The organism is Achromobacter arsenitoxydans SY8 (genome assembly GCF_000236785.1).
Taxonomy (GTDB): Bacteria; Pseudomonadota; Gammaproteobacteria; order Burkholderiales; family Burkholderiaceae_B; genus Achromobacter; species Achromobacter arsenitoxydans.
In genome coordinates this window covers 26,041-42,723 of record NZ_AGUF01000051.1, presented here as the reverse complement: position 1 = coordinate 42,723, position 16,683 = coordinate 26,041, and the positions used below count along the sequence as shown (strand labels likewise).

Annotated in this window: 16 protein-coding genes; 6 read left to right on the top strand and 10 right to left on the bottom strand. The window is 67.7% G+C overall.

All coding sequences use genetic code 11. The features are described from left to right. Positions 1–11: 11 nt before the first annotated feature. From KYC_RS14025 to KYC_RS14010, 4 genes are all read right to left on the bottom strand, one after another. Positions 12–578, bottom strand: coding sequence for an RNA polymerase sigma factor (locus KYC_RS14025; protein WP_043518424.1), 567 nt, complete (start codon positions 576–578; stop codon positions 12–14). Positions 579–801: 223 nt separating this feature from the next. Beyond that, positions 802–1,374 (bottom strand): BspR family type III secretion system anti-sigma factor, encoded by a 573-nt coding sequence (locus KYC_RS14020; protein ID WP_008163286.1) that lies wholly within the window; start codon positions 1,372–1,374, stop codon positions 802–804. 212 nt (positions 1,375–1,586) lie between these two features. Then, on the bottom strand, positions 1,587–2,771 hold the full coding sequence (locus KYC_RS14015) for an ABC transporter substrate-binding protein (protein WP_008163283.1): 1,185 nt from the start codon (positions 2,769–2,771) through the stop codon (positions 1,587–1,589). Beyond that, the gene (locus KYC_RS14010; protein ID WP_008163281.1) at positions 2,768–4,771 is read right to left on the bottom strand and encodes a SpoIIE family protein phosphatase; all 2,004 of its coding nucleotides are present in this window, start codon (positions 4,769–4,771) and stop codon (positions 2,768–2,770) included. The genes KYC_RS14015 and KYC_RS14010 overlap by 4 nt, the downstream gene beginning before the upstream one ends. A 109-nt stretch (positions 4,772–4,880) precedes the next feature. Here KYC_RS14010 and KYC_RS14005 point away from each other — a divergent pair, with 109 nt between their 5' ends. Next, positions 4,881–7,373 (top strand): MFS transporter, encoded by a 2,493-nt coding sequence (locus KYC_RS14005; RefSeq protein ID WP_043518416.1) that lies wholly within the window; start codon positions 4,881–4,883, stop codon positions 7,371–7,373. Positions 7,374–7,433: 60 nt separating this feature from the next. Here the strand turns inward: KYC_RS14005 and alr are convergent, their stop codons facing one another. Further along, the gene (alr, locus tag KYC_RS14000; protein WP_008163277.1) at positions 7,434–8,579 is read right to left on the bottom strand and encodes an alanine racemase; all 1,146 of its coding nucleotides are present in this window, start codon (positions 8,577–8,579) and stop codon (positions 7,434–7,436) included. A gap of 134 nt (positions 8,580–8,713) precedes the next feature. Next, positions 8,714–9,145: an ATP-binding protein gene (locus tag KYC_RS13995; protein WP_008163275.1), complete on the bottom strand. Its 432-nt coding sequence runs from the start codon at positions 9,143–9,145 to the stop codon at positions 8,714–8,716. A gap of 153 nt (positions 9,146–9,298) precedes the next feature. On the opposite strand from KYC_RS13995, the gene KYC_RS13990 reads away from it, so the two are divergent. After that, positions 9,299–9,634 carry an STAS domain-containing protein gene (locus KYC_RS13990; protein ID WP_008163274.1) on the top strand — a complete coding sequence of 112 codons (336 nt, stop codon included), beginning with the start codon at positions 9,299–9,301 and terminating at the stop codon, positions 9,632–9,634. Between the two features lie 9 nt (positions 9,635–9,643). On the opposite strand, the gene KYC_RS13985 is transcribed toward KYC_RS13990, so the two are convergent. Beyond that, positions 9,644–9,871, bottom strand: a complete 228-nt coding sequence (locus tag KYC_RS13985; protein WP_008163272.1) for a hypothetical protein — start codon at positions 9,869–9,871, stop codon at positions 9,644–9,646. A gap of 197 nt (positions 9,872–10,068) precedes the next feature. Between KYC_RS13985 and KYC_RS13980 the strand changes: the two genes are divergently transcribed. The 3 genes from KYC_RS13980 (at position 10,069) to KYC_RS13970 (ending at position 13,024) form a co-directional block, all read left to right on the top strand. Beyond that, complete coding sequence (locus tag KYC_RS13980; RefSeq protein WP_008163269.1) at positions 10,069–10,998, top strand: NUDIX hydrolase; 930 nt, start codon at positions 10,069–10,071, stop codon at positions 10,996–10,998. 82 nt (positions 10,999–11,080) lie between these two features. Next, positions 11,081–11,965, top strand: a complete 885-nt coding sequence (gene nadC / locus KYC_RS13975; protein WP_043518413.1) for a carboxylating nicotinate-nucleotide diphosphorylase — start codon at positions 11,081–11,083, stop codon at positions 11,963–11,965. A gap of 72 nt (positions 11,966–12,037) precedes the next feature. After that, positions 12,038–13,024 carry a tripartite tricarboxylate transporter substrate binding protein gene (locus KYC_RS13970; RefSeq protein ID WP_043518411.1) on the top strand — a complete coding sequence of 329 codons (987 nt, stop codon included), beginning with the start codon at positions 12,038–12,040 and terminating at the stop codon, positions 13,022–13,024. A gap of 45 nt (positions 13,025–13,069) precedes the next feature. On the opposite strand, the gene KYC_RS13965 is transcribed toward KYC_RS13970, so the two are convergent. Further along, positions 13,070–13,747: a tellurite resistance TerB family protein gene (locus KYC_RS13965; RefSeq protein WP_008163262.1), complete on the bottom strand. Its 678-nt coding sequence runs from the start codon at positions 13,745–13,747 to the stop codon at positions 13,070–13,072. Between the two features lie 171 nt (positions 13,748–13,918). Between KYC_RS13965 and KYC_RS13960 the strand changes: the two genes are divergently transcribed. Next, complete coding sequence (locus KYC_RS13960; RefSeq protein ID WP_008163261.1) at positions 13,919–14,317, top strand: OsmC family protein; 399 nt, start codon at positions 13,919–13,921, stop codon at positions 14,315–14,317. A 43-nt stretch (positions 14,318–14,360) separates the two neighbouring features. Here KYC_RS13960 and fabI read toward each other — a convergent pair whose 3' ends face one another. Both fabI and KYC_RS13950 read right to left on the bottom strand, forming a co-directional pair. Then, positions 14,361–15,146 (bottom strand): enoyl-ACP reductase FabI, encoded by a 786-nt coding sequence (gene fabI, locus KYC_RS13955; protein ID WP_008163259.1) that lies wholly within the window; start codon positions 15,144–15,146, stop codon positions 14,361–14,363. Positions 15,147–15,261: 115 nt separating this feature from the next. Beyond that, the gene (locus tag KYC_RS13950; protein ID WP_008163257.1) at positions 15,262–16,680 is read right to left on the bottom strand and encodes a transglycosylase SLT domain-containing protein; all 1,419 of its coding nucleotides are present in this window, start codon (positions 16,678–16,680) and stop codon (positions 15,262–15,264) included. Between the last annotated feature and the right edge of the window lie 3 nt (positions 16,681–16,683).

Below are 16,683 nucleotides of genomic sequence, written 5' to 3'. Positions count from 1 at the left end.
GCGTGCCGGGCCTAGTCGTCCAGGCGCAGGCCCTTCTGGGCCATCTTCTCGCGCAGCGCCGAGCGCGCGCGAGAGAGGCGACTGCGCACGGTGCCGATGGGCACCGTCAGAAGCGCGGCGGCCTCTTCGTAAGAGATATCGTCCAGTCCCACCATGAGCAGGATGTCGCGCATGTTCTCGGGCAGTTCGTCCAGCGACTCCTGCAACAGCGCCATGGTCTGGTTCTGTTCCAGCACGCGGTCGGGCGAAAGATCGGTGCTGGCCTGGTCCTGCAGGACGCTGTCGCTGACGAAGTCATGGCGGCGTTCCGGGGCGCGCGACAGGTGATTGCGCACCAGGTTCAGGGCGATGCCGTAGAGCCAGGAGGAAAGCTGGGATTCGCCGCGGAAACTGCGCAGCGAGCGCGCCGCCTCGACGAACGCCTGCTGGGCCAGGTCCTCGGCCTCGGTGGTATTGCCAATGTGCTTGATGATGAAGCGCTGCAGGCGGCTGGAGTGTTCGCGGACCAGGTCGCGCAGCAGGTATTCATTGTCCGAATCCCATCCCTGCTCTTCGCCGTCTGGGCGAAGATGCGGCAAGTCCGCTTCCGAGGAAGCCGGCGTGCAATCGCGCGGGTTGGTCATGGGATGTAATAAAAGAAACGAGTCTCAGGCTACAAATTACTACCAATGTGGCGAATTATCGCAGCTTAGCGACGTCACAATATTTCGAAACTTGAAATATCGCGCCAAAACTCGGGTTTTTTGCCGGGGATGTGTAAAAACAAGTAAGCCGCCTGGCCGATATTCCGGCCGGCGGAAACTAGCTGGTCTTGAGCAGGTCCCGCAGCCATCCGGCCGCCGTGGCCAGCGATACGGGACTCTGGCCGGAGCGGGCCGCCTGGTCGAAGCGCGCCTGCATGGCCTCGTCCAACGCAGCGCGGCGGGCGTCGTCCACACTGGACGGCGCGATGCCGGCATCGCTGCACGCTTGCTGGAAGGCGGGGGTGTTGCCGGCCGCCGAAGCCGCCAGCCGCGTCATGAAGTCCACGCCGGACAGCGCGTGGCTGGACGTTTCGGCCATGTCGAGCGCGGCCGCGACCGTGCGGGAAGACAGCGGCTTGCCGGGATTGGGCTCCAGGCCGAGTTCGCGCGACACGGCGCTGGCGATGCCCTGGCCGTAGCTCTGGGCAAGCGCCTGCGCGAACATGGCGGTCGTGTCGACATCGGGGGCAACCCAGGCAACGCTGCGGCCGCTGGGCGTCACGCCCATGCCCAGCACCTGCAGTTTTTCGCCCGAGATCTGGACGTATATGTCCTGTGCGCCTTCCGCCGCTTTGGCGAAGGCGTCCAGGGAGACGAATGGCGACGAAGGGGTAACCGATGAAATTGTCATGCAGCCAAAAAATCCGGCGTGTCCTGTATCGGGCCCGTGAGAGGTCTGGAAGCTCGTGGGGTTGAGTAACCCAAGTGCTGCTTTAGTTCCACGGGCGGGGCACGTTGCCGAATTTTATTCCATTCGCCAGACCAGACGTTGCAAGACCTTTCCGACTCATGACGATACGCAAGCTGTTAAGGCAAGCTTCTGCTGCATGCGTACTGCGCCGGCTATTGCGCTTCATAGACTTCGTCGGCCGCCAGCAGGATATCCACGGGCGGATCGAAGCCGATGACGCGCGCGGTTTCGAGGTTCAGCGCGATCTTGGCCGGGTCGATCCATACTTGCGACAGTTCGCGCGGCTTGGCCCCGTTGAAGATGCGCGCCATGGTTTCGGCATAGAACAGGCCGACGTAGGAATAGTCCGCCTGGGCCAGGCTGAGCAGCAGGCCATGCTTGACCTCTTCAGAGCCCAGCATCGAAAAGCTGGGCACGCGCGCCTGCCGCAGGATCTCGGCAATGGTGTCGATCGAAGCCGGCGTTACGCCACGGTGCACGGTGACATACACGGCGTCCACCTGCGGCGCCAGCTTTGCATAGCATTCGACGGCGTTGCGCGTGGCGGCCTCGGCCGCGATGCCGTTGGACGGCGCATTGCAGGTCAGCACCTCGAAGCCCTGTTCGCGCGCAACCTGCTCCACGGCTTCGACGGCGCTGTATGTGCGGCCTTCGGGGCTGTCTTCGTACACCAGCCCCAGGCGCTTGAAAGGCACGATCTCATGGAACAGGCGGACCTGGCGCTGGTAGCGCTCGGGCTGCACGCGCGCATGCAGGTTGTCCAGGCCGCTGTCCTGCGCCGACCGCGTAATGCGGGCGCCCACGGCGTCGCTGGTGGATCCGACGATGGTCGGCACTGGCGCGCCCATCCCGGCCATGTCCTGGCCGGCCCAGGTGCCCATGGCGATGATGAGGTCCAGGTCGTGCTTGTCCGCCAGGCGCTGCTTGATGGCTTCGCGCACCGCGGGACGCTTGGCGGCGTCGAAGTTGCCCGGCTGCCACCAGGCATCGCGCACGAATTCCAGCGTATCGCTGCGCGCGTTGTCGGCCAGGAACGCCCACATCTGTTCGCCGTTGAGCCCGTCGGGAATGGCGGGCAGCGTGACCCAGCCCAGCTTCTGCAGACCATCGACGGTCACGCGCAAGGTGCGCGGATATTCGCTGTAGTCGCCGCTTTCGAAATACCCGATGCGCCACTTCCTGCCGTCGGGGCGGGCGGTGGGCTTGGTGGGGAACACCTGCGCCTGCGCTGCGTCGGGGGCGGCGGACGTGGCCGGGGTCGGGGCCGTCTGCGCCAAGCCCGCGGCGGGCGCCAGCAGGGCCGCGCACAGCGCCAGGGTGGACAACGAGTTCTTCATGGGCGGCGGATCACGATCAAGGTGATGTCATCGGATTGTTCCGCGCCGTCGGCGAAGTCCTGGACGTCTTCGAGCAGACGCTTGGCCAGGCTGGCCGAGGGGACGGGCGGGTTGGACAGCACGGCCAGCAGCCGGGGATCGCCGTACTGGTCGTCGTTGGGATTCACGGCTTCGGTGACGCCGTCGGTGTAGCCGACCAGCATTTCACCGGGCGCCAGGGTCGCGGACAGGCTGCGGTAGTGCAGGTCTTCCTGCACGCCGCAGGCCGGACCGCTGCGGCCTTCAAGCAGCCGCACCACGCCGTCCGCGCCCACTACGGCCGGCGGCAGGTGGCCGGCGTTGGCCCACTGCAATTCACCGGTGGTCAGGTCCAGCACGCCCAGCAGCAGCGTGACGAACATCATGTTGGGATTGTTTTCGGACAGGCGGTTGTTGATCTTCTGCATCATCAGCGCAGGATCCGTCTCGTCCTCGGCCGTGGCGCGGATCAGCGTGCGCGTCACGGCCATGAATAGCGCCGCGGGCACGCCCTTGTCGGACACATCGCCGATGGCCAGGCACAGCCGCCCGTCGGACAGCGTGAAGTAATCGTAGAGGTCGCCGCCGACCTCCTTGGCCGGCAGCATGACCGCGTTCAGGTCGACCTGTTCGCGGATCGCATCGGACAGCGGCACGGGCAGCAGGCCCAGCTGGATGGCGCGGGCGATGTTGAGTTCGCTTTCGAAGCGCTCGCGGGCCGTGGTTTCGCGCATCAGCCGCGCCACGTTTTCGCGCAGCTTGTGGTCCATGAACAGGAACGAAGCGGCCAGGCGGCCGACTTCGTCCTTGTGCCGGTCCGGCAGGGCGGCGATGTGCGCGGGTACGCTGGACGCGGCGGTCAGGTCCTGTTCGGGCAACTGGCGCGCGTAGCGCGTCAGCGTTTCCAGCGGCCGCACGATGCGCGCCGCCATCAGCCAGGCGCAGACCAGCGCGACCAGCATCATGCCGACGAAGATGAGCGCCTGCCGGTTCAGCAGTTCGCGCGCGGGCGCGGTCAGATCGCTTTCGGGCACGGCCGCGACCAGCGTCCAGCCCAGCGGCGCGAAGCGCGCGCTGTCGATGCGCCAGGGGCCGCCGCCGCCGTCGAACGACAGGCTCTGCAGCTCGCCGCCGCCTTTCTGCTGCGCCAGCAGGTCGCGCAGGGAGTCGCCCTGCGGATTCCTGGCGTCCAGCAGGTCCGCCTGCTTTTCCGGCAGCGGCACGATCATCCTGCCGTCGTCCGACGCGATGAAGATGACGCCCGACTGCGCCAGGGTCAGCCGGGACAGCGTGGCGCGCACCGAGCTTTCCATCTGCTCGCGCCGCGTCTGGATCTGCTCGATGACGTCGTGCGCGCTGTCGGTGATGGCGAACACCCAGTTCCACGGACGGAAATAGCCAAAGTACGCATAGCGCGTTTCGCTGTCGGCGCGCTGCGCGGCAGGCGGCCAGCGGTAGATGGCGAAACCGTAGCCGGAACTGCGGCTTTCTTCATAGAGCGCCTGGGCGAGCGGGCGGTTCTTGAAGTCCGATACGTCCGACAGGTCCAGGTCGATCATCTCGGGATTGCCGCTGGCCAGCACCTGGAAGTCGGCGTCGTAGACGAACGCGTAGCGACGGTCGTCGAGCTTGAGCTTGTTGATCCACGCGCGCGCCATGCCCTTGGCCGCGCCCGGCGTCATGAGGCCGCGCTCGGCCATGTCGGCGTAGGAATTCAGCGCGGCGGCCACCACGGTGCCGGTCTGCATGAGCTGGCGCCGGCCGCTGCGCACGGTGGAAATCTTGTCGGTAAGCAGCGCGCCCCAGCGGGCTTCGGCGTCGCGCAGCACCAGTTCCATCACGTTGCTGACCGCATGGCGTTCGCTGTTCATCACCGTGCGCGTCACGTTGCGCTGCGAAGTGAGCATGACGAACGCGGCTACCGCCACGAGTATCGCCACGACCAGTAGAAAAATCTTGCTACGCAGCGACCGGAACGGCATGGAGGCAGTGGTGGGCGGTGTCGGAGTCGGTGTGAAAAAAGATGCAATTTGCATTAATTGTAAATACCATTGGTGCCCGTGTGTAAATACTTTGCGGTGCTTCGGTCCCATGCGTAGCGAACCAATTCAATTCGTGCTGGAGGGTTTGAAACGCCGCCCGGTGCTTGAAGTCACGCTGGCCTGTCTGGCCGTCCTGTTGCTGGCGCAGGCCCTCATCGGCGCGCTGAGCCTTTCGGCGTTGAACCGCCTGGTGGTGGACACCACGGCTGATCGGGTGGAAGTCATTGCCCGCCGCGCGGCGGGCAATATCGAAAACGGATTGAGGCTGGGCAAGCCGATCGAGCAATTCTTCGGTTTGCGCGAAAGCCTGCGCGATAGCGTTGCGGGATCGCGCGATGTGCGCGGCGCGGCGGTGCTGCTGGCTGATGGGCAGACGCTGGCCCTGCAAGGCGAACTGCCCGATGGCGCCGTTGCGTTGGCCAAGGCGCTGCAGGCGGGCGGGGCGCGCGATGCAAGCGCGTCGCGCCGCCCATCCGGCGCATTGATGTCCGTGGGCGAAGGCGCGGTGACGCTGGCCGTTCCGCTGTCGGGCGCGGACGGCAAGGTGGTCGGCGCGGTGACGCTGTCCGTGGCGAAGGACGCCGCCGCCAGCCGCAGCCTGATCGTCGACAACTTGAAGGTGCTGCTTGCCGTCACGGTCGCCGTGGGCCTGGGGCTGGCCGCCGTCTTCAAATACCTGGTGCCGCTGACGTCGCTTGCGGCTGGCGGCCGGGCCCGATTCGTGGTGCCCTTGCTGGCGCTGATGCTGGCGCAGGGCGTCTACGCGGCCTACACGATTTCCACTTTCCGCAGCGGCTGGGTCGAGGTCACGCGCAACAACGTCGGCCTGTTGGCCGAAGGCCTGCAGCGCGACCTGAACCGCGTGCTGGGCTATGGCCTGACGCTGGACCGCCTGCGTGGCGTCGACGCGCCGTTCTCGCGCCTTGCGGCGACCTTTCCCGCAGTAGATCAGATTGAACTGGTGGACAGCGCCGGCCGCGTGCTTGCCCGCGCCGATGCGCGCGGGGCGCTCGATGTCGCCGGCCTGCCGGCGGCGCGTCCGCAGGCAGACGACCTGACGCTGGTGCTGCCGCTGGGACTGGCGCGTCCCGATTCCCGGGCGCATGGCGATCTGGTGCTGCGGCTGTCCGGCGATGTCATCGCGGCCGGCGTGCGCAGCCGCGCGCTGGATGCCGTGACCGTCGTGGCCGTCGCGCTGGTCGCGGCTATCGAGATGCTGTTGCTGCTGGCGCTGCTGATGAACCGCGCCTTCGCCGCGCGCGCGGTGCTGCCGGACGGCACGCGCGTCGGTCCCGACGATGCTTCCGAGGTGGGCCGCATTGCGCGGCCCGTGATGTTTGGCTTCCTGTTCGCGTGGGCGCTGCCGTTGGGGTTCCTGCCCTTGTATGCGCGCAGCCTGTCGGCGGGCGGGCTGGAGCTGCCGGCCAACCTGCTGCTGGCGCTGCCCATCTCCGTCGAGATGGGTTGCGGCCTGCTGACCTCTTTGCTGGCGGGCAGGCTGACGGACCGCAAGGGGTGGCAGGTGCCCGTGCTGGCCGGCCTGGGCGTGTCCTGCGCCGGCATGCTGGCCTGCGCGGCGGCAAACAATTTGCTGATGTTCAGCGCGGCGCGCGGCCTGGTGGGCCTGGGTTACGGGCTGACGTGGATGGGATTGCAAGGCTTCATCGTCACGCGCAGTCCGGCGGCTTATCGCGGCCGCAACATGACCGGCGTCATCGCGGGCTTGTTCGCCGGCCATCTTTCCGGCGCGGCTGTCGGCGCGATGCTGATGGAGCAGGTCGGATTCCGGGCCGTCTTCGGTGTGGGCGCGGCGATGCTGGTGTTGCCCCTGGCCGGCGTGCTGATCCTGATGCGCCCGTACATGGATGTGGGGCGCAAGCTGACGGCCGGCGCGGCCGCCGGCGCCGCGAAAATTTCCGCCAGTCTGTCGGACACGCTGCGCCTGCTCTGCACGCGCGACTTCGGCCTGCTGCTGCTGGGCAGCGTCATTCCGTTTTCCATCGCCCAGGTGGGCCTGTTGTCTTTTGCGCTGCCGTTGTACCTGGAGGCCGAGGGCGTGGCTGCGTCCAGCATTGGGCGCGTATTGATGATCTACGGGCTGTGCGTGATCTATGTCGGGCCGCTGATGGGCCGCGTGGTCGACCGCAGCCGCACCAAGAAAAGCTGGATTGTGATGGCCGGGCTGGTCGGCAGCATCGGCATGCTGGGGCTGTACTTCAACAGCGGTCTGCTGGCCGCGGCTGTGGCCGTGCTGCTGCTGGCGCTGGCGAGCTGCTTCGCCGGCGCGTCGCAATCGCCGTATATGCTGGCCCTGCCCGATGTGCAGCGCTATGGCGCCGCCGGTGCCACCAGCGTGATGCGTGCCGCCGACAAGCTGGGCCAGATGGCCGGACCACTCGTGGTCGGCGCGATGTTTGGCGCGGCCGGCTTGGGGGCGGCCGGCATGGGGGCGGGGCTGGCCGCCACCGGCGTCATTTATCTGTGCGCCACCTTGTTGTTCCTGCTGTTCGCGCCCGCGCGTCCGCGCGACGAGGCCGTCTGAATTCAGCCGGGCCGGCCCAAAGCCGGCGTGCGCAAATGAGTCAAACGAGGCCGGCGCCATTCAGTGCGCGTCGGCCAGTTGCACGGGCACGCGCGCGCTCAGGCCTGTCAGCAGGTCGGCCGCTATCGTGCCGGCCGATGCCGCCACCTCTTCGACGGCCAGGCCGCCCGCGCCCCACAGCGTGACCGGCGCGCCGATGCAGGCGTGCGGCACGGGGCCCAGGTCCACGGCCATCATGTCCATTGATACGCGTCCCAGCAGGCGCGTGCGCACGCCGTCGACGATTACCGGCGTGCCGGTGGGCGCGTGGCGTGGATAGCCGTCCGCATAGCCGCAGGTGACGATGCCGACATCCATGGCTTGCTGCACGGTGAACGCGCCGCCGTAGCCCACGCCCGCGCCGGCCGGAACGCGCTGTATGCCCACCAGCTGCGAATGCAGCGACATGGCGGGCCGCAGCTCAAGCTGCGCGGCGCTGGTGTCCGCGAAAGGGCTGGCGCCGTATAGCGCCAGGCCTGGCCGCACCCATTGCGTGTCGGCGGCGCGCGCGCCGTGCTTGAGCAGGGCGGCGGAGTTGCTGGTGGACACAGGCCCGGGCAGCCCGGCGATGACGTCGCGGAACAGGGCGTCGGCGCCGTCGACGCCGCCGGGTTCGTCGGCGCGCGCGTAATGGTTCAGGTGGCCGACCTCGCCGATCAGGCCGCGGCGGGACATGGCGCTTGCCGCCTCGTAGGCCGCGCGATAGGCCTGCGCGGCGAATCCGGTGTGATGGATGTCGCCCGCGTAGCGCAGCCAGACCGCCGGCCGCTGCGAGAGCGGAGCCTGCGCCAGCCATTCGAGCTGCGCGGCGTGTGTGATCACCAGATGCAGGCCGGACGCATCGAGCAGTAGCGCGTCGGCCGGCGAGTACAGGCCGCCATACACCAGCACCGGCCCTTGCCATCCCATGCGGCGGCACGCGCGCGCTTCGTCCAGGTGCAGCACGGCCAGTCCATCGGCGCCGCGCAGGGCCGGGAGGATGCGCCTGACGCCATGGCCGTAGGCATCGGCCTTCACCGTGGCCCACAGGCGCGGCGCGGCCCCGCTGGCCGGCAGCGCCTTGCGCAGCCGCGCCAGGTTGTGGGCCACGGCATCGGGATCGACGCGGGCATGCAGCGGGCGGGCAGTCAGTCCTTCTGGTCGGTAGGGAGCATTCACAGGCGGCATCGGCATTCAAGCAGCGCGCAACCGGCGCGCAGTCCCAGCATGAGTGACGGATGCGCGGATTTTGTTCGGTACTTTCTGCCTATGAGTTGGCAGTGTTTGATAGGGCGCTTGATGCGCCGGCGCAAATGCCGCGTTCAGGCGGCCCGCGCGACGAGCGTGAGGCGGTTGCGGCCGCCGCTGCGCGCGTAGCGCAGCTCATGCAGGTAGTGCTGCATGAGACGCACGCCGTGGCCGCCGATCTGGGCGTCGTCCAGTGTTGCCGCCAGCCCGGGAGGCGGCGACTTGGTGGGGTCGTAGGGGCGCCCGTTGTCGACAATATCGAGCGAGATCCACTCGCTGTCCTGGCTGCAGGACAGCGCGACGCTGGGCGGCGAGCCGGACTGCGCGGGATCGTCGAATGCGTAGGACACGATGTTGGTCAGCGCTTCGTCCAGGCTCAGCGATAGTCCGAAGTTCAGCTTGGGCGGCCAGGCCTGGCGTTCGGCAATTCCCTCCAGCCACTGCATGGCGGCGGCGACGGCGTGCTGGTCGGGAACGAGATCAAGCGTATCGGACTGAGAGGGCATGAGGCGCCTTGCGTTCAGGGGTACACGTGCAGGCGCAAGTATGCACGAACGGCCCGTGCCGCGAACAGAGCGCGCGCGCCTCGCGTATCATCTCCGCTTCGCGCAGCCGCCCTCGCGCAAGGGCCGGGCGCCGGTCATTCATCGGGAAACACTATGAGTCTCGCAATAGAGAAAGTCGGAGAAGCGCTGGTTGTCTCGCCCGAAGGCCAGATCAACAGCGGCAACGCCGCGGGCATCGAAGCCGACCTGCTGGCCCACGTCGAAAAGGGCGAAAGTCGTTTCGTGCTGGACCTGTCCAACCTGAACTACATCTCCAGCGCGGGCCTGCGCGTCGTGCTGGTCCTGGCCAAGCGCCTCAAGCAGGGCGGGGGCGCCTTGGCGCTGTGCGCGATGCAGCCGCACGTGCGCGAGGTCTTCGACATCAGCGGTTTCCTCGCCATCCTGACGGTGTTGGACACGCGTCAGGAGGCGGTGGCCAAGGTGGCCTGACGCGCCGCGTCAGTTCTTGCGGTTTTCATAGGACGTATCCAGCACATCGTCCTCCGGGGTGATGATGCCGGGTTCTCCGGGCTCGGCGATGGCGCGGCCGCGGCGCGGCATGCCGGCGACCACCTTGCCGTCTTCCGGCATCGGCAGCACCTCGGTGCCTTTGCGCGGATCGGCGCAGTGCTTGTCCGGTTCGGCGGGCTTGGGCGCAAGGTTTGGATCTGGGGCAGTTTTCAGCATGGTGATCGCTCCGTCTGCGGGCGTCCCAGGATGGCGACGCGCCTGGATTCCAGTTCCATCTTAGGTCGGTGGCGGGGTCTGGTGGCCGTTTGCGCTGTCACGTTTGCAAGGGGCTGTTGCAGGGCTCCGTCCTTATAATTTCCAGCGCCGCGCGGCTTCGCGCGCGCGGCCGGCTTACTTCATTTTTCACACCTACCTTGACCGAATCCGTCGAACGCTCCGTCCATGCCGAACTCGTTGCCGTGCTTGTCGCCGTGACCAACGGCGAGCCGCGCGTATTGACGACCGACGACGCGCGCGCCCTGCCGGCCGGGCCTTTCGAGCTTTCGCACCGTTCTCTGCAGGCCGGCCTGCGCGACTGGGTGGAGGCGCAGACGCATCATCCGCTGGGCTATGTCGAACAGCTCTACACCTTCGCCGACGGCGACCGTTCCGACGAGTCCGGCGGCCGTGTCATATCGGTCAGCTACCTGGGCCTGACGCGCGAAGCGGGCGAGACCGGCGTGGCGCAGGTCGGGTGGCAGGACTGGTACCGCTACTTTCCGTGGGAAGACCGGCGCGCCGGCGCGCCCGCGCTGGTGCAAGACCTGATCGTTCCGCAACTGGCGGCCTGGTGTGAAGACAGCGCGGACGCTGCCGTTCGCGCGCGCCGCCATCAGCGCGCGGCCATCACCTTCGGCATGGACGATACGTCGTGGAATGAAGACCTGGTGCTGCAGCGCTACGAACTGCTGTTCGAGGCCGGACTGGTGCCCGAGGCGGTCCGGCGCAATGGCGGCCAGGCTGTGCTGCCCGGGCAGCCGATGCGCCACGACCACCGGCGCATCCTGGCCACCGGCATCGCGCGCCTGCGCGCCAAGATCAAGTACCGGCCGGTGGTGTTCGAACTGATGCCTGAACAGTTCACGCTGCTGCAGTTGCAGATGGCGGTCGAAGCGTTGGCCGGACGCGGATTGCACAAACAGAATTTCCGCCGCTTCATCGAACAGCAGGCGCTGGTGGAAGAGACCGGCGCCATGGCCACCGGCACCGCTGGCCGGCCCGCCAAGCTGTTCCGGTTCCGCCGCGACGTCCTGCTTGAACGCGCAATCGCGGGCAGCAAACTGCCGGTATCGCGCGTGCTCTGATGCTTGACAAGGTTTATGCTCGTCTTTAGCATAAGTGGTGCGCAAATCTTGCGCGCCTTTTTTTAACTCACAAATACTCAAAATGAGCATTAAAGCCGCAGTGCCCGCGACGACCGACCGACTGCCTGTTCCGCCCCTGCCGGAAGTCATGCTGGAGCCGCTGGTGCGCGCGGCATTGCTGGAAGATCTGGGGCGCGCCGGCGACCTGACCACCGACGCTATCGTCCCGGCAGACGCCACGGCCGAGACCCGGCTGGTGGCGCGCCAGGAGGGCGTGCTGGCCGGACTGGACCTGGCCCGCCTGGCGTTCCGGATCATGGATCCGGGCATTGAATTCATCGTGTCGCGGCGCGACGGCAGCGAGCTCGAACCGGGCATGGAGATCGCGCGCATCCGGGGCAGTGCCCGCGCGATGCTCAGCGCCGAGCGCGTAGCGCTGAATTTCCTGTGCCACCTCAGCGGCGTGGCGACCGCCACCGCGTCCATCGCCCGCGCCATCGGGGGCCACGGCGCCCGCGTGACCTGCACCCGCAAGACCATGCCGGGTCTGCGCGCCGTGCAGAAGTACGCGGTGCGCGTGGGCGGCGGCAGCAATCACCGCCACGGCCTGGACGACGCCGTGCTGATCAAGGACAACCACATCGCGCTGGCCGGCGGCGTGGCCACGGCAGTGGCGCGCGCGCGGGCCGGCGTCGGCCACATGGTCAAGATCGAACTGGAAGTGGACACGCTGGAACAGCTGGAAGTGGCGCTGTCCTTGGGCGTGGACGTGGTGCTGCTGGACAACATGAGCCTGGACGACCTGCGCCGCGCGGTCGCGATGGCGCGCGGCCGGGCCATCACCGAGGCATCCGGCCGCATCACGCCCGAGACCGCGGCGGCCGTGGCCGCCACCGGCGTGGACCAGATCGCCGTGGGCTGGCTGACCCATAGCGCCAAAGTGCTCGACATCGGCCTGGACGCCTGAGTCCGTCCGCCGGCTTTGCTTACCCATGCGACGCCGCCACCGCCGGCGCCGCGGCTTTCACTGGCCCGCATCATGAAACGTCTGCTCCGATTCTCTCTCCCGCTTATGGCGCTGTCCCTGGCGGCCTGCGGCAATCCGCCTTCGGGCGAAGCGCCAGGCGACGCGTCCTATCCCGCGCATCCCATCACCATCGTCGTGACGTTTCCGCCTGGCGGCGGCACCGATCTGCTGGCGCGCCGCATCGGCGCCAGCCTGCAGGAGTCGCTGGGACAGCCGGTGGTGGTGGAGAACCGGCCGGGCGCCAGCGGCAACATCGGCGCCCGCATCGTGGCCGAAGCCGCGCCGGACGGCTACACGCTGCTGATGGTGAACAGCTCGTTCGCGATCAACCCTGGCGTCTACCGCAACCTGGGCTTTTCGCCGAAGCGCGATTTCGCGGCGGTCATCAATGTGGCTTTCGTGCCGTCGGTGTTCGTCGTGCCCCCGGCGTCCCCGCTGCGCAACCTGGACGACGCGCTGGCGGCAGCCGTGCCGGACAAGCCCCTGCCGTTCGCGTCCTGCGGCAATGGCACGCCGCAGCACCTGGCAGGGGAAATGCTGGGCCGCGCCACGGGCGCGTCGCTGCAGCATGTGCCGTACAAGGGTTGCGGCCCGGCGCTGACGGATGTCGCCGCGGGGCAGGTGGGCATGGGCATCGTGACGGCGTCCAGCGCCGCGCCCTTGATTGCGGCGGGCAAGCTGCGTGCCCTGGCGGTCACGTCGCCGGCGCGCTCGCCCCTGATGCCGACCGTGCCCACCGTTGCCGAACAGGGCGTGTCCGGCTATGCGCTCGACCAGTGGCACGGCTTGTTGACGCCAGCGGCCACGCCGCCCGCCGTGGTTGAAAAGCTGAATGCCGCCGTGGCGAAAATCCTGCGGCGGCCCGATGTGCAGGCCTCGCTGCGCGACCAGGGCTTTACGCCTGCCAGCAGCACGCCGGGCGAATTCCAGCAGATGATCGGCGCGGATATCGACCGCTACACCACGCTGACCGAGGCGATCGGGCTGCGGGCGGACTGAGTCCGCCCGGCGATCCACGGCCGCGCGGCCGGCCTGCGCGAGGCGTCAGGCGGCGGCCTTGGCGTGCTGCTCGAGCTGTTCCTTCAGGCCGGGCTGCAGCTTCAACTGGCGCGCCAGTTCGTCCAGGTAGGCGCGTTCCATGTAGCTTTCCTCGTCCACGACGAGCAGGCTGGCCAGGTACATTTCCGCGGCCATTTCAGGCGTCTTGGCCGACTGCGCCACCACGGCGGGGTCCAGCGGGCGCGACAGCTCGGTTTCGAGCCAGCGGCGGTCCTGGGCGTCCGACGACAGCTTGGCCAGTTCGGTTTCCAGCAGCGTGCGCTCTTCGGGGCCGATGTGGCCGTCGGCCTTGGCCGCGCCGATCATGGCGGTGAGGACCGCGTTGCTGTGCTGTTCGGCCTCGGGCGCGGGCAGGCGGTCCAGCGTCTGGGGTGGGGCGGCGGGGGCGCCGGACTGGCTGCGCTGCCAGTCGCCGTAGGCGCGGTAGGCCAATGCGCCCAGCGCGGCCATGCCGCCGTACATGGCGACCTTGCCGCCGATCTTGCGGGCTTTCTTGCTGCCCAGCAGCAGGCCGAGCGCGCCGGCGCCCAAGGCGCCGCCGCCCAGGCCGGTCAGGAACGAGGATCCCTTGCCGCCGGTGGCGTTCTGGACGCGGTTAGTGGTGTCGGATAGCAGCCCCTGTCCGGACTGCAGCAGTTGATCGAGTAATTGTCTGGCGCTCATGCGGCCTCCTTGGATGCATGCGGATGCTGTGGATAGCCATATCGGACCAGCGTTTCGCCAGGAAGTTCAGCTTTCCGTCAGCAGCTGATCCATGCCCGCCAAGGCGGCGGCAATGCTACAACGGGGCTGGTGGAGGCCGTCCGGCCGCCCGTCCCCAGAGGAGATCGACCCATGAGCATCCGCGTGCGCCAGAATGCGCCCCAGACCCTGCAATTCACCGCAACGGCCGAAGGCCACGACCTGCCGCTGGCCATGCCGCAGCCCGAGGGCGAGGGACCGGATCCCCACGATTATTTCGATACCGCGCTGGGCGGTTGCAAGGCGATGACGCTAATGGTCTACGCAAAGCGCAAGGGCCTGCCGCTGGAGTCGGTGGGGGTGGAAGTGGTGCGAGACGCCAGCGAGGAGCGCAAGGGGATTTACCGCCTGACCGCCAAGCTGACGCTGCATGGCGAGCTGTCAGACCCGCAGATCGACGAATTGCTGGCGGTGGCCGAAAAATGCCCGATCCACAAGCTGATGACGGCGGTGGACGTGCAGGTGTCCACGTTGGTGGTGCGGCCGGACTGAGCGTCCGGCCGGGCGGGGCGCCGGGCCCCGCCCGCGGGAAAAATCAGTCTTCCATGCCCGGAACGATGGTCGAGAAACCGCCGTCCACATGGGTGATTTCGCCGGTCACGCCGGCGGCCAGGTCCGACATCATGAAGGCGGCGACGTTGCCGACGTCTTCGATGGTGATGTTGCGGCGCAGCGGCGCCTGGCTTTCCACGAACTTCAGGATGGCCGAGAAGTCCTTGATGCCGCTGGCGGCCAGGGTCTTGATCGGGCCGGCCGAAATGCCGTTGGCGCGGATGCCGCGCGGGCCCAGCGCCGTGGCCAGGTAGCGCACGCTGGCTTCCAGCGACGCCTTGGCCAGGCCCATCGTGTTGTAGTTGGGGACGACGCGCTCGGCGCCCAGGTAGGTGAGCGTCAGCACGGAGCCGTTGCGGCCTTCCATCAGGGGCAGCGCGGCCTTGGCCATTGCGGCGAAGCTGTAGGCCGAGATGTCGTGCGCGATGCGGAAGCCTTCGCGCGACAGGCCGTCCAGGAAGTTGCCGGCGATGGCTTCGCGCGGGGCGAAGCCGATGGAGTGGACCAGGCCGTCCAGACCATCCCAGTGCTGGGCGAGTTCGGTGAAGGCGCCTTCGATCTGGCTGTCTTCGGCCACGTCGCAAGGCAGCACGATGTTGCTGCCGAATTCGGCGGCGAATTCGCCCACGCGATCCTTGAAGCGGTCGCCGACGTAGGTGAACGCCAGTTCGGCGCCTTGCTGGTGACAGGCGCGTGCGATGCCGTAGGCGATGGAACGGTTGGAAAGCACCCCGGTGACCAGGATGCGCTTGCCGGCGAGAAAGCCCATGAGATGTCCTTTGATTTTTTCCCTTCTGGAGACCGCCTATTTTAGGGAATTTGGCGGCCCAGCGGGCGTGGAAGCGCGGCGCCGGTCAGGGGCGCCGCGTTGTCCGGGGCGGCGGTCAGCCGCGGGCGTTGGTGCCCGGCACGCGCAATTGGGTGCCGATCTTCAGGGCGCTGCCCTTCAGGTTGTTGAGCGCGCGCAGCGCGTCGACCGTGGTGCCGTACTGCTTGGCCAGCGAGAACAGGGTGTCGCCCTGGCGGACCTTGTGGCTGCGGACGTTGGGACGGGCGCTGGAAACGCGGGCGGCGGGCGCTTGCGCGGCGCGGCCGCGCGGGGCGGCGGCCTTGTTGTCTTCTGGCGCGGAATCCAGCGCGCCGACCGGGGGCGCCAGCGACGCGAGCTGGACGCCGCCCGTGCCGGGGTCGCCAGGCACCAGCAGCGCCTGGCCGCTGGCGGATTTCTGGCGTCGGCCGATGTCGTTGGTTTCACGCAGCGTGGCTTCGCTGACGCCGAAGCGTTTCGCGATGGACGCGTAGGATTCGCCGCGGCGCGTATGGTAGACCTTCCAGGCGGACAGGTCGCCCTTGTAGTTGGTCAGATTTGCGTTGAAGACTTCAACGCGGTCGGCCGGCAGCAGCAGGGTGGGGCCGTGGTCGCCGCGGATGACGGGGCGGTTGAACGAGGGGTTCAGGGCCTTGAACTCGTCGAGCGGCATTTCGGCCAGCTTGGCGGCGATTTCCAGGTCGATGTCGCTGTTCTTCTGGACTGTCACGAAGTAGGGCGTGTTGCCCACCGGGGGCAGCGCCACCGCATAGCGCTGCGGGTCGGCAATGATGTTCTTGATGGCCTGCAGCTTGGGCACGTAGTTGCGGGTCTCGTCCGGCATGTTCAGCGACAGGTAGTCGGTGTTCTGGCCGGCGGCCTCGTTCTTGGCCATGGCGCGCTGCACGGAGCCTTCACCCCAGTTGTACGAGGCCAGGGCCAGGTACCAGTCGCCCTGCATTTCAAACAGCTTTTCCAGGTAGTCCAGCGCCGCGTTGGTGGAGGCGATGGGATCGCGGCGTTCGTCGCGCCACCAGTCCTGCTTCAGGTTGAAGTGCTGGCCGGTGGCCGGCACGAACTGCCACAGGCCGGACGCCTTGGCGCGCGACAGGGCGGTCGGGTTGTACGCGCTTTCCACGAAGGGCAGCAGCGCCAGCTCGGTCGGCAGCCCGCGGCGGTTGATCTCGTCGACGATGAAATACAGGTACTTGCCGGCGCGTTCGGCCATGCGCTGCACCGACTCGGGGTGGGACGCGTAATAGGCGGTCCACTGTTCGGAGAGTTCGGTGTTCAGGTTGGGGATGGCGAAACCGCGGCGGATGCGGTCCCAGGCGTCGACCGGCGGGTTGGTCAGGTCGATCGTTCTGGAGGTGTCCCGGGCGATGTAGCGGCCTTGGGAATTGGTGGTGAGGTTCTTGCTATCGGGGGCTTTGGTTCCTGCGCAACCGGCGAGGACTGCCAGCATGAGCGGCAGAAGGAGTCGGGATAGATTCATCAG

What these genes read in the sequence shown, in the direction of transcription:
- KYC_RS13960 (WP_008163261.1), top strand. Translation starts at nt 13,919, where the DNA reads ATGAGCATCCGCGTGCGCCAGAATGCGCCCCAGACCCTGCAATTCACC.
- KYC_RS14020 (WP_008163286.1), bottom strand. Translation starts at nt 1,374, where the DNA reads ATGACAATTTCATCGGTTACCCCTTCGTCGCCATTCGTCTCCCTGGAC.
- KYC_RS13970 (WP_043518411.1), top strand. Translation starts at nt 12,038, where the DNA reads ATGAAACGTCTGCTCCGATTCTCTCTCCCGCTTATGGCGCTGTCCCTG.
- KYC_RS14015 (WP_008163283.1), bottom strand. Translation starts at nt 2,771, where the DNA reads ATGAAGAACTCGTTGTCCACCCTGGCGCTGTGCGCGGCCCTGCTGGCG.
- KYC_RS13990 (WP_008163274.1), top strand. Translation starts at nt 9,299, where the DNA reads ATGAGTCTCGCAATAGAGAAAGTCGGAGAAGCGCTGGTTGTCTCGCCC.
- KYC_RS13965 (WP_008163262.1), bottom strand. Translation starts at nt 13,747, where the DNA reads ATGAGCGCCAGACAATTACTCGATCAACTGCTGCAGTCCGGACAGGGG.
- KYC_RS13950 (WP_008163257.1), bottom strand. Translation starts at nt 16,680, where the DNA reads ATGAATCTATCCCGACTCCTTCTGCCGCTCATGCTGGCAGTCCTCGCC.
- fabI (WP_008163259.1), bottom strand. Translation starts at nt 15,146, where the DNA reads ATGGGCTTTCTCGCCGGCAAGCGCATCCTGGTCACCGGGGTGCTTTCC.
- KYC_RS14010 (WP_008163281.1), bottom strand. Translation starts at nt 4,771, where the DNA reads ATGCCGTTCCGGTCGCTGCGTAGCAAGATTTTTCTACTGGTCGTGGCG.
- KYC_RS14005 (WP_043518416.1), top strand. Translation starts at nt 4,881, where the DNA reads ATGCGTAGCGAACCAATTCAATTCGTGCTGGAGGGTTTGAAACGCCGC.
- KYC_RS13995 (WP_008163275.1), bottom strand. Translation starts at nt 9,145, where the DNA reads ATGCCCTCTCAGTCCGATACGCTTGATCTCGTTCCCGACCAGCACGCC.
- KYC_RS13985 (WP_008163272.1), bottom strand. Translation starts at nt 9,871, where the DNA reads ATGCTGAAAACTGCCCCAGATCCAAACCTTGCGCCCAAGCCCGCCGAA.
- alr (WP_008163277.1), bottom strand. Translation starts at nt 8,579, where the DNA reads ATGCCGCCTGTGAATGCTCCCTACCGACCAGAAGGACTGACTGCCCGC.
- nadC (WP_043518413.1), top strand. Translation starts at nt 11,081, where the DNA reads ATGAGCATTAAAGCCGCAGTGCCCGCGACGACCGACCGACTGCCTGTT.